This is a genomic window from uncultured Bradyrhizobium sp. (assembly GCF_964252615.1).
In the GTDB taxonomy this organism is placed as follows: Bacteria; Pseudomonadota; Alphaproteobacteria; order Rhizobiales; family Xanthobacteraceae; genus Bradyrhizobium.
The window spans coordinates 1-12,141 of the sequence record NZ_CAXUNQ010000049.1 but is presented as its reverse complement, the minus strand read 5'-3'; the positions used below and the strand labels follow the sequence as shown (position 1 = coordinate 12,141).

The 12,141-nt window shown below is 60.3% G+C and carries 12 protein-coding genes and 1 tRNA gene; 9 read left to right on the top strand and 4 right to left on the bottom strand.

Annotated features, from left to right (window positions below; all coding sequences use genetic code 11):
- Positions 1-27 precede the first annotated feature (27 nt).
- The 4 genes from ACFE72_RS19845 to ACFE72_RS19830 all read left to right on the top strand — a co-directional run bounded on the left by ACFE72_RS19845 (position 28) and on the right by ACFE72_RS19830 (position 4,360).
- Positions 28-681, top strand: a complete 654-nt coding sequence (locus ACFE72_RS19845) for an acyl-homoserine-lactone synthase (protein ID WP_375414828.1) — start codon at positions 28-30, stop codon at positions 679-681.
- A 138-nt stretch (positions 682-819) separates the two neighbouring features.
- Positions 820-1,371 carry a flavin reductase family protein gene (locus ACFE72_RS19840; protein WP_375414827.1) on the top strand — a complete coding sequence of 184 codons (552 nt, stop codon included), beginning with the start codon at positions 820-822 and terminating at the stop codon, positions 1,369-1,371.
- A gap of 362 nt (positions 1,372-1,733) precedes the next feature.
- Positions 1,734-3,272 carry an ArnT family glycosyltransferase gene (locus ACFE72_RS19835; protein ID WP_375414826.1) on the top strand — a complete coding sequence of 513 codons (1,539 nt, stop codon included), beginning with the start codon at positions 1,734-1,736 and terminating at the stop codon, positions 3,270-3,272.
- A 38-nt stretch (positions 3,273-3,310) separates the two neighbouring features.
- The gene (locus ACFE72_RS19830; protein WP_375414825.1) at positions 3,311-4,360 is read left to right on the top strand and encodes a hypothetical protein; all 1,050 of its coding nucleotides are present in this window, start codon (positions 3,311-3,313) and stop codon (positions 4,358-4,360) included.
- Between the two features lie 82 nt (positions 4,361-4,442).
- Here ACFE72_RS19830 and ACFE72_RS19825 read toward each other — a convergent pair whose 3' ends face one another.
- The 4 genes from ACFE72_RS19825 to cpdR form a co-directional block, all read right to left on the bottom strand.
- A complete protein-coding gene (locus tag ACFE72_RS19825; protein WP_375414849.1) occupies positions 4,443-5,324 on the bottom strand; it encodes a tripartite tricarboxylate transporter substrate binding protein in 882 nt (293 codons plus the stop codon).
- A 289-nt stretch (positions 5,325-5,613) separates the two neighbouring features.
- A complete protein-coding gene (locus ACFE72_RS19820; protein ID WP_375414824.1) occupies positions 5,614-6,315 on the bottom strand; it encodes an HAD family hydrolase in 702 nt (233 codons plus the stop codon).
- Positions 6,316-6,538: 223 nt separating this feature from the next.
- Positions 6,539-6,613, bottom strand: a tRNA-Val gene (locus ACFE72_RS19815).
- A gap of 93 nt (positions 6,614-6,706) precedes the next feature.
- A complete protein-coding gene (gene cpdR, locus ACFE72_RS19810) occupies positions 6,707-7,066 on the bottom strand; it encodes a cell cycle two-component system response regulator CpdR (RefSeq protein WP_291572561.1) in 360 nt (119 codons plus the stop codon).
- A gap of 306 nt (positions 7,067-7,372) precedes the next feature.
- Here cpdR and ACFE72_RS19805 point away from each other — a divergent pair, with 306 nt between their 5' ends.
- From ACFE72_RS19805 to ACFE72_RS19785, 5 genes are all read left to right on the top strand, one after another.
- Positions 7,373-8,260 (top strand): N-formylglutamate amidohydrolase, encoded by an 888-nt coding sequence (locus tag ACFE72_RS19805; protein WP_375414823.1) that lies wholly within the window; start codon positions 7,373-7,375, stop codon positions 8,258-8,260.
- Positions 8,261-8,301: 41 nt separating this feature from the next.
- Positions 8,302-8,475 (top strand): hypothetical protein, encoded by a 174-nt coding sequence (locus ACFE72_RS19800; protein WP_375414822.1) that lies wholly within the window; start codon positions 8,302-8,304, stop codon positions 8,473-8,475.
- A 556-nt stretch (positions 8,476-9,031) separates the two neighbouring features.
- The gene (gene hisN, locus ACFE72_RS19795; protein ID WP_375414821.1) at positions 9,032-9,814 is read left to right on the top strand and encodes a histidinol-phosphatase; all 783 of its coding nucleotides are present in this window, start codon (positions 9,032-9,034) and stop codon (positions 9,812-9,814) included.
- A 136-nt stretch (positions 9,815-9,950) separates the two neighbouring features.
- Positions 9,951-10,919, top strand: coding sequence for a Bug family tripartite tricarboxylate transporter substrate binding protein (locus tag ACFE72_RS19790; RefSeq protein WP_375414820.1), 969 nt, complete (start codon positions 9,951-9,953; stop codon positions 10,917-10,919).
- 198 nt (positions 10,920-11,117) lie between these two features.
- Positions 11,118-11,870, top strand: a complete 753-nt coding sequence (locus ACFE72_RS19785; protein WP_375414819.1) for a sulfite exporter TauE/SafE family protein — start codon at positions 11,118-11,120, stop codon at positions 11,868-11,870.
- Positions 11,871-12,141: the final 271 nt, after the last annotated feature.

Below are 12,141 nucleotides of genomic sequence, written 5' to 3'. Positions count from 1 at the left end.
GTGACGGCCGCTAACAGGCGACACTATGTGAATGCGATCGAAGAACATCATTTCATCCGCCATAAAATTTTCGTCGAGGAACGCGGTTGGCGGAGGCTGCTGCATCCAGACGGGCGGGAGGCCGACGCGTATGACAGGGCGGATACCATCTACATGCTTGCCATGGACGGCAGCCGTGTGGTCGGCGGCCACAGGTTGTTTCCGACCGTGCGCCCGCACATGATCAGCGAGGTGTTTCCCCATCTGGTGACGCGTGGCCCAATACCGAGCGCGCCCGACATATTCGAATGGTCCCGCTTTTTTGTGGTAAAGGAGTATCGTTGCGGACGGACCTATTTCGAACTGCTGGCCGCTGTGCAGGAGTTCTGTCTTAGCGTCGGGATCGTCCGCGTCACCGCGGTGATCGAAATGTGGTGGCTGCCGCGGTTTCAGGAGGCGGGTTTCGTCATTCGTCCGCTCGGTTTTCCGCAGCCGATCGAAAACGTGCCGGCGCTGGCCATCGAGATCGAGATCAATCACGACTCTCTCGCTCGCGCACGGTCGCTGGGCAAGATTGCCGCGTCGTTGACGTGGCGCGGCATCAAGACGCTGCCGCTGATGGCGCTCGCAGGCAATCGCGAACAGCGTGCTTCATTTTATCATCCCGCGGCGGAGAAACCCGATCCGCGGTTATATCAATAGCGCGCATCGAAAATCGGCGCGCAGTACGATGACATGTGATCGACACCGTACGTGTTACATTGGGCAATAGATGGCGACAGGTGGGCAATGGTAACTCGGTGGTCCGCAGTTCGTACCGGAGATGTATCGGTTTCGGGTATGCTGAAGAGCACCGGCTCCGGCGGCAATGGCTTTACATCCTCCGCCGGCAATTTGGCCGGCGATGCGGACGCGATGTTCACCGACTTTCGCAAAGCGATGCGCCGGCTGACATCGACCGTGTCCATCATAGCCACCGTCGACGGCGGCGACTATGTGGGAATGGTCGCGACAACGGTCAACTCGCTCTGCTGCGATCCACCGGCGATCGTCGCGTGCGTGAGCCGTTCCGCGAGCATTTTCGGCCCGCTGATGTCTCACGAACGTTTCTCGGTCAATTTGCTGGAAGCAAGACAGGGCAACCTGATTCCGATTTTCAGCGGTCAGGAAAAAGGCGCGGCGCGTTTCCGGCACGGGCAATGGGAGGATATCGATGGCCTGCCCTGTCTGGCTGGCAGCCAGGCGACGCTGCTCTGCCGCCTTGACGGCAGCCTGGCTTATGGCAGTCATGACGTGATCGTCGGCCGCATCGAAGCAGCACGGGTCGCTGATCAAATCTCGCCGCTGCTGTGGCAGGACGGCAAGCCGGCGCTGTCGTGCACTCTGGACTAGGATCGGCCGCCGGACCGGGGACACTGCCCCCGGGCGAATGCAGCCGGCAATTGACGCGCTCCGATCAAACCCGCAACGGTTATGCCTCGGCCTGAAACCGCGGCTTCGGCAAAGCTCCTGATTCCCGGGCGCAATATTATTTGGCGGTTTTTCGCAGGGCGGAAACGGGATTTCCGGCAGCCAAAAAAACCCGATGCGCCGCATAAATTGCGCTAAACAGGCCGGCAGGCTTGCGGCGAAAGAAGGAATGCTATTATGCCGTCCATGGCAAGCAATGCTTCTGCGCCGCCGGCACGACGGCCAGTTGCAATGCAGATCTTCGGTCCCAGCCGAGCGCGGCCCGGAAGAGATTCCGCTCTGCTATGAGCCTGACTCCGCATATTGCGGCGGGCCGCCGCGATTGGTCGGAAACGACGCTTTGGCTGCTGGCCGCTGCCTTGCTCTGTTTCAACCTTTTTGTTCTGCTCCACGGCCTTAACAACGGCATCAACGATCTTTTTGGATTCCGCCAAACGCAGACTGCCCTCACCGCGTATTGGTTGATCAAAGAACCACATGCCTTTGCCTATATTACCCCTGCGCTCGGGGCGCCCTGGTCGGTCCCGTTCGAATATCCGATTTATCAATGGCTGGTCGTGTTTCTAACAAAAGCCGGCGCGCCATTGATCGTCGCGGGCCGGCTCATTGCGTTCAGCGCATATGTCGGTTGCCTGCTCCCGCTAACCATGATGGCGCGGGATCTGCAAATCCCCCGGCGCGCCGTACTTGTGGTTTCCATCGTCTATTTTGCCTGCCCGTTTTATACCTACTGGTCCCGAACATTCATGATCGAGACCACCGCGCTGTTGTTTTCGCTCTGCTGGCTCGCCGGGTTTATCCGCGGCAGGACCAATCCCACCCCTTTGCAGTGGATCGCCACGCTTGGTTGCGGCTGCCTGGCCGTGCTGACGAAATCGACAACTTTTTTAAGCATCGGTCCGATCGCCGGCGCAGTTTACCTTTTTGACGCCTGGATCGGGTTGCGCGGCGATCGATCCGCCATTTCAGGTTACCGGCTGTTCAAGCAAGGGCTGCTTTGCCTGTTTCCATTATTGATCGGCGCCGCATGGGTTGCCGTCTCGGACCATCTCAAGGCTGCAAATGCGTACGGCTTACAGCTGAGTTCGGGAGCGCTAACGGCGTGGAATTTCGGAACCTTGGCGCAACGCTTTGCCCTGAAAGATACGATATCACGCTCGCTCAAGGAGACATTCGGCTATATCGGCTTCGTCCTTCCCGTGCTGATGGTGCTGTGCTTTATCGGAAGCAGATACAGAACTGCGATCCTGTTTGCCGTCGCAGGCTACCTCTCGGCGTTTTTGGTTTTCACTAACCTGCATATTGTTCATACCTATTATCAATCATCAAATGCGATCTTCGCCTGCGTTGCCGCAGGCCTGGCGGTTGCCAGTTTGAGTGACAAAGGATGGTCCAAAACAGCGCTTGCGGTCCTGTTCTGCATTGTCGCATCGCAACTGCACTATTTTCACGAGTTTTACTGGAATGCCGTCGCCAACGATAATATCAATTCGCCGCCTGTTTTAATCGCCTTGGCTGCGAAGGAGGCAACGAAACCCGAAGAAAGCCTGCTCGTCATTGGCGGCGACTGGTCATCGGTCATTCCGTTCTACAGCGAAAGAAAATCACTGATGCTCCCCAGGTTCACGCCGCGGCCGACATTCGAAAAGATCCTCGCTGATCCGCAGTCATTCCTGGACGGCGCCCGGTTGGGCGGCATTATCGATTGTCGTCCAGCGCAGGAACAAAAGTACCGGCCGGAGCAAACCGCGCGAATCGATCAGTTCATGGTCGGTCGCAAGGTCATTTTTCAGAACCAGTATTGCAGCCTGGTCGTGCCTTAGTATTGCGAGGCGTGGAGCTTGGCTGTAAGCGCGGGAGCATGATGATTTCTCGTTCGACCGGACCGCTGCGCATCATTGTTCATGGCGGCATGCATAAAACGGGCACGACTTCCTTGCAGCACCTGCTTGCGGCAAACCGCAACGCGCTTCTCAAGGAGGGCATCTGCTACCCCGATGTGGAAGAGACACATCATCAGATGCTGAACGTGAAAAGGGCCGATTGGGTACCGGACACCTGCCTTGAATGCCTGGACCAGGCCAGGCAGATGGGAGCTGAAACCGTCATTTTCTCCAGTGAAGTAGTGTCGACCCTGTCGGTCAAACAGTTCCGGACATTGACGGCATCCCTGTCGCACCAGGACCTCACATATCTTTTCTGCTTTCGGCATTGGTGGGACTACTTCCCGTCGCGGTGGTCGCAGAATTGCTCTCGGCGCGACACTCAGACCTTCGACTCCTATGTGCAGGCGGTTGCACATTGCGACAGTGAACATCCGGACTACCGGTTCGACTTGGTACTGGACCGAGCCGTCTCAAGCGGAAACTGCCGGGTCGCCGCCGTCTCCTATGATACAGCCATGGCGACCGAAGGCAGTGTTCTCCCCGAGCTTCTGCGTGCAGCGGGGCTGCGGGAAGCTGCCGTCAAGCTGCTGGACTCCCGTCAGATCCGCGATAACGCCCGCCACGATGGGACGGTCATTGAGCTTTGCCGGCTCTTCAACGGCCTTGTGGCTGATCGGAACGGATGGCCTCAGGATGATCTCTTTCGATCTGTCGCAGAATACCGCCGGTGCCTTCAGATGTTCGACCTCGTCCCGGCCATTGCCGCGCTTGGAGATGCAGTCCGGGATGAGATGGTTGCGATTGTTGCCGATCACGGATTCAAGAAAGCCAGCCTGCCGGATGTCCGTCATCTGGAGCTTGCCCTGTTGAATGGTTACGGAAGCCTGTTCACCAACAAAGCCGCAGGACGAATATTTCCGGTACGGCGTCCGGACAATAAGAGTTATTCGCAGCTGGTCTGGCAAGATTTTCGGGATGCGTTGAACGGTGACCCCCTGCAAATGCTCGGATTGAATTTCCGATAATGACGGGATCGGGCGCGAACCGTCGCCCGGCGATGATGGGCCTGCGAAACCGCAGCTATCGCCGGAGAGCAAAGGCTCGGACCTAATTGATCGTTGCTCCTGAAGCCCTTACCACCTTCCTCCACTTCTCGATGTCTTGCGCAAGAAGATTGCGGAACGCCTCCGGAGAGCGGATCAAAGGCGTAGCCCCCTGCTTTGCCAGCAGCTGCTCCATCTCCGGCGTCCTCAATATATCGGCGATGTCCGCGCTTATCTTCTGCGCGATGGCGGGGCTGGTTCCGGCCGGCGCCAGGATCCCCCACCAGGGATTGACGTCGAATTTCTCAAAACCCGCCTCGGCTATGGCCGGTATGTCCGGCGCCACCGCAATGCGTTTGGCACTGCTCACGGCCAATGCATGCACCACGTTGCTTTGCACGCTCGAGATCACCGAAGGGACGCTGGCGAACGCCGCATCGACATGTCCGCCCATCACATCGGCTATCGCCGCCGAAGCCCCCTTGTAAGGAATGTGCACAATGCGGATGTCGGCCTCGGTTTTGAGCATTTCTCCGAGCAGATGATTGACGGAGCCGTTTCCAGCGGAGCCATAAGTCAGCCTGTCGGGATTGGCGCGGGCGAACGAAATGAACTGCTGGAGCGTTCTTGCCTCCAAGCGCGGACCGACAATCAAAATGAAGGGCGTCGCCGCGATCGTCGCGATGGGGACGAAGTCCTGCAGCGAATCGAACGGCAATCGTTCATAAAGGCTCTGATTGATCGCCTGCGAGCCTTCATAGGTGACGAGCAACGTGTATCCGTCGGCAGCAGACTTCGCGACGAAATCGGTTCCGACCACGCCTCCCGCTCCGGGCTTGTTTTCAATTACCACGGATTGTCGCCAGCGCTCGCCGAGTTTCTGCCCGACCGCACGCGCGAATGTATCGGTCCCACCACCTGCGGCTTGCGGCACGATGAGATGCACCAAACGCGATGGATAATCCTGGGCCCGGACGGGCGAAACCGCGAGCGCGGCGAAAAATGCGGCTGCGACAAAACAACGACAATTCGCCATGTGTTCCCTCCCGCAAACAAAGCGTTGAGCGCGCCTTGGAGCATCACGGAGATTGTCAGCATGCGGCGCCGGATTCAATGACGCCGGAGCCAGGACCCGGTATGCCCGGCATGCCTCGGTTTCATCCCGTATGAGATCCCGCGCGCACATCCTTGGGCATCGTTCTCACACGCGGTGTCGGCTCGGCTGGATCCCGGCCTTATCTGCTGCCCGCTGGCTTGCCGTCAGCCGGCCGTGCCGAACTCGCAAGCAGGGAGTCCGTGAAGCGTGCAAACAGCGTTGCCGGTCCGGGATAGATCTCTACGCATCCGGCTTGCCGTAGCGAATTCTCCGTGAACCCTCCGCAAAGCACGCCGATGGTGGCGATTTTCGCCCTTCCCGCTGCTTCGGCGTCATAAGGCGTATCACCAATCGCAACGGCGTCCGTCCCGTCGATATCGAGCTTTTTGAGAACGATCTCGAAGATGTCCGGCGCCGGTTTGGATTCCTCTGCATCATCGGAAGACGTCGTCAGGTCTACTAGGTCGGCGATGCCGGCGATGTCGAGGTACGTGTCGACTTCATCCTTTTTGGCTGAAGAAGCAACGGCGATCCGAAGTCCGGCATCGCGCGCGCGTCGCAAAAGGTTCGGGACCGCCGAGAAGGGACGCACCAGCGGCATATACTCGGTCTTGAAGTGATTGCCGCGCCACGCTTCCAATTCCTTGCCGTGATCCTGTTGTTCCTCGGCGGACAGAAAGACGGGAATGAGCTTGTCTCCCCCCTTGCCTATCTGGCTTCGAGCCTGTTCGAAGCTCACATCGTGGCCGAACTTGATCAGCGCTTCCTGCCACGCGATCGCGTGGAGATCCACCGAATCCAGAAGCGTGCCGTCCAGATCGAAAATAGCGGCTTTCGGCACTTCAAAGTCCTCCTCGCCCCACCGAGATGATTCGCCAGAACGCCGGCTACCATTTTGGAACCATAACCCTCTTTTCCGTCATGGGCACGGCCGGCGCTGTGAGCCGGTTGATAAGCTGCAAGGTGGGAATCGAACCGCCCCCGGTACCAAAAGTTCCTGTCATACGCGATGCAGCGCGGGCTGCGACGCGCGGCTTACAATCTAAACAACTTAAGAGTGCAGGTGGTGGGCGCGACAGGGATCGAACCTGTGACCCCCTCGATGTCAACGAGGTGCTCTCCCGCTGAGCTACGCGCCCTGAGCCGATGATGACGGGTTGCATCCGTATACCGGCTCAAATCGGGTGAGACAAGGACGGCAGACGAGGTTTTGGAGCTGATTCGGCGAGTTTTCAGGCCGCCAGCATCTTGTTAACTTCGCTGACCAATTCGCGCAAATGCACCGGTTTCGACAGCACCTTGGCGTTTTTCGGCGCATCGGAATCGGAATTCAGCGCCACCGCGGCAAAGCCGGTGATGAACATGATCTTGATATCGGGATCGAGTTCGCTGGCGCGGCGGGCCAGTTCGATGCCGTCCATCTCGGGCATCACGATGTCGGTGAGAAGCATCTCGAACGGCTCTTCACGCAGCCGCTGATAGGCCGACAGCCCGTTGTCATGGGGCGAGACCTGAAAGCCGGCATTTTCCAGCGCCTTGACCAGGAACCGGCGCATGTCGTTGTCGTCTTCGGCGAGGAGGATCTTGTGCATGGCGACTGGTCATCGAATCCGTGATGGAGGATCAACCTGCTCACTTAGCCCGATGGCTGGTAAATTTCGGGTGAAGGTCCGAACACGCCGGTCCTTGCCAAGGGCGCACGATCTTGCGCCGGAATAACTGCCGAATCAATGAACCAGCGCGTTCTGGCATATCCGGAAGACGTTCTTGACCGCGCAAAACTTTTTTGCTTGGCAGATCGGCTGTGATTACCGACAATGAGCCCTCATAAAACCCGCGGTTTTATGGCCGAATCGACGACTGCACCCCGCGCGGCATTAAAGGGACGGCCCCCGACGATGACCCAATCCAACGGTGAACTGTCGCCTCCGTTCGAGGTGATCGAGCCGCCCATGTGGCGGGCGCCGATCATCTTTAATTCTCCGCACTCAGGATCAGTCTATCCGAGCGAATTCCTCCGCGCGTCGCGGATCGACCTTGCCGGCCTGCGCCGCTCCGAGGATTCGTTCATGGACGAGTTGATTGGGGATTTGAGCGGCCGCGGCTTCCCGACGGTCAAAGTCAATTTTCCGCGCTCCTATGTCGACGTCAATCGCGAGCCCTATGAACTCGATCCGCGGATGTTTTCCGGGCGGCTGCCGAGCTTCGCCAATACCCGGTCGATGCGGGTCGCCGGCGGTCTCGGCACCATTCCCCGCGTGGTCGGCGATGGACAGGAAATCTATCGCGAGCGCCTCAGCGTCGACGAGGCGCTTTTGAGGATCGAGGGGCTGTACAAGCCTTACCACCGCGCGCTGCGGCGGCTGATCAACAAGGCGCATCAGGCATTCGGCACGGTGATCCTGGTGGACTGCCATTCGATGCCGTCGATCGGCATTTCGCGCGACGAGCCGCGGCGGCCGGATGTGGTGATCGGCGACCGTTATGGAACCAGTTGCGCGTCGCTGTTACCCGACGTGGTCGAGGACACCATGGCGGCGCTGGGCTATTCGATCGGCCGCAACAAGCCCTATGCCGGCGGCTTCATCACCGAGCATTACGGCAATCCCGCCAGCGGGTTGCACACCGTCCAGCTCGAACTCAACCGCGCAATCTATATGGACGAACGGCGGCGCGAACGCGGCGCGCGGTTTGCGCAGGTGATTGCGGATTTTGCCGCGCTCGCCGATGCGCTGGCGGCGATCCCGCTCGTCGATCTCGGGCCATTCCAGGCCGCAGCGGAATGACCGCGCCGACTCATCATCCCAAGCAGCAATCGTGAGCGGCGATGATCAAAGAAACAAAATATTTCCGGAAGCAGGCGGACAAGGCCGAACGGCTTGCTTCGACGATAAAGGACGGCGAAGCCTCGCAGAGCTTGCTTAATCTCGCCAGCGGCTATCGCGCGCAGGCCGAGATGCTGAAAAAGAAAACAAAGAAGCGAGCAAAGAAGCCGCAATAACCCGGCGCTCGGGTCGACATAGTCATGCCGGGCGAGAGCGAGGCGAACAAACCCGGCATCCGGACACCGCGCAATGACGCCTGAATTTCGGTCGTGCGCCCTGGATCGACGGCAGCCAAAAAAAAGGGCCGCTTGCGAATACAAGCGGCCCAAGTCTAGGGAGGAAACGCCCAAGGAGGGCAGCGATAGCGCAAAGGCGCTACCGCACCGCAACAATATGCGACCGCGCTGCACAAAGCGCAAGGGCTTTCGATGATTCCGGGTGGAAATCGCGAATGCCGCGGTTCATCCCGGCTCAATCTTTTTTGCACAGCTTTTTCAAATAGATAACAAAAAATGGCGACGTCTGATGCATCATTCGCTTGTGCATAAACCTTGTGCTCTCGATTTCGTGATCGCCGGTATTTCCAAAAAATACACGACTTCGCAGGTGAATTCGAAACCGTCCGAAATAACGCCGCGGTGCGGGTGGCGCTGCAACCCGCCAATGTATACCCGTTCGGTGCCACAGCGCCGCTCCGCTTCGCCCCCGACCCGCTCTGATCAGGAAACAGCCGTGACGGTGATCGATTTCACAGCCTTTATCGGCCGGCTTGCGACCGCCTCCGGCGAAACCATCCTGCCCTTTTTCCGGACTTCGCTCGGCATCGACAACAAAAGCACCACCCATGGCTTCGATCCGGTGACCGAAGCCGACCGGGCGGCCGAGGCGGTGATGCGCCGCCTGATCAAGGCGAATTTCCCTCAGCACGGCATCGTTGGCGAGGAATTCGGCAACGAGCGGGAGGAGGCGGAATACGTCTGGGTGCTGGATCCGATCGACGGTACGAAATCCTTCATCGCGGGTTTTCCGATCTGGGGCACGCTGATCGCGCTGCTGCACCGCGGCATACCGGTGTTCGGAATGATGCATCAGCCCTACATCGGCGAGCGTTTCTCGGGCGACAGCGGCTCGGCCCGGTATCAGGGCCCGACCGGCGAGCGGAAACTGGCGGTGCGGCGCTGCGCGTCGTTGAAGGAAGCGACCGCGTTCACAACCAGTCCGCTGCTGATGAACACCGCCGACCGCGCCGCGTTCAACCGCGTCGAAGCCGGGGTGCGGCTGACCCGCTACGGCGGCGACTGTTATTCCTATTGCATGCTTGCCGCCGGCCATCTCGATCTCGTGGTGGAGACCGAACTGAAGCCCTACGACATCGCCGCATTGATCCCGATCATCACCGGGGCCGGCGGCGTGGTCACGACATGGGAGGGTAGACCCGCGCAGAACGGCGGCCGCATCGTCGCCGCCGGCGATCCGCGCGTGCATGAGGCTGCGATGAAGGTGCTCGCAAGCTAGGTTTCGGCGTTGAACGTATGAAGGCTGCCGCCTCGGTCAGCCAGGGCACAAGGAGCGCGAGCGAATCCGTCATGCTGGGGCGCCCGGCTTCGAGTTCGATCCCTTCGACCCCGGTTTTCGCGATGAGAAGGCTTCCATGAAAATTCTCCGGGCGCTGCTGGCCGGACTGTCCGTGCTGCTATTTCCGGCATTGTCGGCGGCGCAGGATTTTCCGGCAAGGCCGATCAAGCTGATCGTGCCGTTCCCGGCCGGCGGGCCCAACGATATCATCGCGCGCGTCGTCGGCCAGCGCATGTCGGAACTGACCAGACAGCCGGTCGTGATCGACAATCGCGGCGGCCAGGCCGGCGTCCTGGGCACCGACGCGGTCGCGAAAGCCGCGCCCGACGGCTACACCATCGGAATCGTAAGCGCGAGCGCGCTCGTCATCAGCCCCTCGATGGAAAAAGTCGCTTACGATGTCATGAAGGACTTTGCACCGGTCACGCTGGTCGTAACGGTGCCGGAAATGCTGGTCGTCGCGAGCAATGTTCCCGCAACAAATATGGCTGAACTGGTCGCGCTCGCCAGGGCGCAGCCCGGCAAACTGAATTTCGCTTCCGCCGGCATCGGCGGTATGCCGCATCTGGCCGGCGAACTGTTCAAATTGACCGCAAAGATCGACGTCGTGCATGTGCCCTATCGGGGAGCCGCGCCTGCCATCAACGACCTGCTCGGCCAGCAAGTTCAGATGACGTTCCTCGATTTGCCGGTGATCCTGCCGCACATCAAGGCCGGGTCGCTGCGGCCAATCGCGCTCGGCGCGCCCGCGCGCGCGCCGAGCGCGCCCGATGTGCCCACCACCGCCGAAGTCGGCATGCCCGATCTCCTGATCGAGAACTGGTACGGCATGATCGCCCCGGCGGGAACGCCGCCCGCCATCGTAGCAAGCCTTAACAGGATCGCGACCGCGGCGATGGGCGATCCAGCGGTGCAGGAAAAACTTGCCGGTCAGGGCCTGACGGTGGTTGGCGACACGCCCGAGCATTTTCGCGCCTTCATCGGCAGCGAATTCATCAAATGGGGAAAGGTGATCAGCGCCGCCGGGTTGGCGTCGGCAAAGTAAGCGCGGACAGTCCGCACCGCGCAGCATCAGACGCTCGATGGTGCGGCGACGCTGCCGTAGCGGCCCACGCAGAATCGTACCGTGGCAAAGGCGCGCTTGCGCCGTTCCCACCCTGCGACGCGGCCCCGTCCCGCAACGCTGGCGTCGCATTCGCCAGCGTGGATTGTGCGCGCTGCGCCAATCGGTCTATGTCAGCGCATGGTCGACCCCCTCCTGATTGCCATCGCCGCGGTGTTTCTGCTCGCGGGCTTCGTCAAGGGCGTGATCGGTCTCGGCCTGCCCACGGTGGCGATGGGGCTGCTAGCGGTATCGATGCCGCCGGCGCATGCACTGGCCATCGTCATCGTGCCCGCCATCGTCACCAATATCTGGCAGACGATCGTCGGTCCTTATTTGCGCGACATCACCCGCAGGCTGTGGCCGCTGATGGTGGGTACCGCCATCGGCATCTGGTGCGGCGCGGGGCTGATGACCGGACCTTATGCGCGCTACGGCACCATCGTGCTCGGCGTGCTGCTGGTGACCTACGCCGTCGTCGGCTTGAGCAAATTCAGTTTCCATGTCGCGCGATCGGACGAGAAATGGGTCGGCGGCATCGTCGGCCTGATCACCGGCGTGGTCTCGGCGGCGACCGGCGTTCAGGTCATTCCATCGATGCCGTTCATGCAGGCGATCGGCATGGAAAAGGACGAACTGGTGCAGGCGCTCGGCGTGTTCTTCACCGTCGCCACGCTGGCGCTCGCCTTCAACCTCACCAGCGCCGGACTGCTGAACACCTCGACCACCGTGCCCGGCGCCGTCGCCATGGCCGGCGCCTTTACGGGCATGTTGATCGGCCAGGCCGTGCGCTCGCGACTGCAGCCGGAAGCATTCCGGCGCTGGTTCTTGATTGCCATGATCCTGCTCGGAATCTATCTGGCGGGAAGCGCCGGGTATAATGCGCTGCACTAGTTCGTCGTCCCCGCGCAGGCGGACCGCCAGCCGCTGCGGTCCTGATCTGGCAAGTGGCTTCCGCGGGCTGCCACCTTCCACGACGGAGGCTATGGTCCCCGCCTGCGCGCCAGCGGATGCACATATCCCGTCATACGCGGGCTTGACCCGCGTATCCATCACCGTGGACGACTCTTTTAAAGGATGGATTGCCGGACAAACCCTACTGGATTCACACATCTCGGCCGTCATTGCCGGGCTTGACCCGGCAATCCATCCGCTTCGAAACGAC

What these genes read in the sequence shown, in the direction of transcription:
- ACFE72_RS19840 (WP_375414827.1), top strand. Translation starts at nt 820, where the DNA reads ATGCTGAAGAGCACCGGCTCCGGCGGCAATGGCTTTACATCCTCCGCC.
- ACFE72_RS19835 (WP_375414826.1), top strand. Translation starts at nt 1,734, where the DNA reads ATGAGCCTGACTCCGCATATTGCGGCGGGCCGCCGCGATTGGTCGGAA.
- ACFE72_RS19830 (WP_375414825.1), top strand. Translation starts at nt 3,311, where the DNA reads ATGATGATTTCTCGTTCGACCGGACCGCTGCGCATCATTGTTCATGGC.
- cpdR (WP_291572561.1), bottom strand. Translation starts at nt 7,066, where the DNA reads ATGCACAAGATCCTCCTCGCCGAAGACGACAACGACATGCGCCGGTTC.
- ACFE72_RS19805 (WP_375414823.1), top strand. Translation starts at nt 7,373, where the DNA reads ATGACCCAATCCAACGGTGAACTGTCGCCTCCGTTCGAGGTGATCGAG.
- ACFE72_RS19800 (WP_375414822.1), top strand. Translation starts at nt 8,302, where the DNA reads ATGATCAAAGAAACAAAATATTTCCGGAAGCAGGCGGACAAGGCCGAA.
- ACFE72_RS19790 (WP_375414820.1), top strand. Translation starts at nt 9,951, where the DNA reads ATGAAAATTCTCCGGGCGCTGCTGGCCGGACTGTCCGTGCTGCTATTT.
- ACFE72_RS19785 (WP_375414819.1), top strand. Translation starts at nt 11,118, where the DNA reads ATGGTCGACCCCCTCCTGATTGCCATCGCCGCGGTGTTTCTGCTCGCG.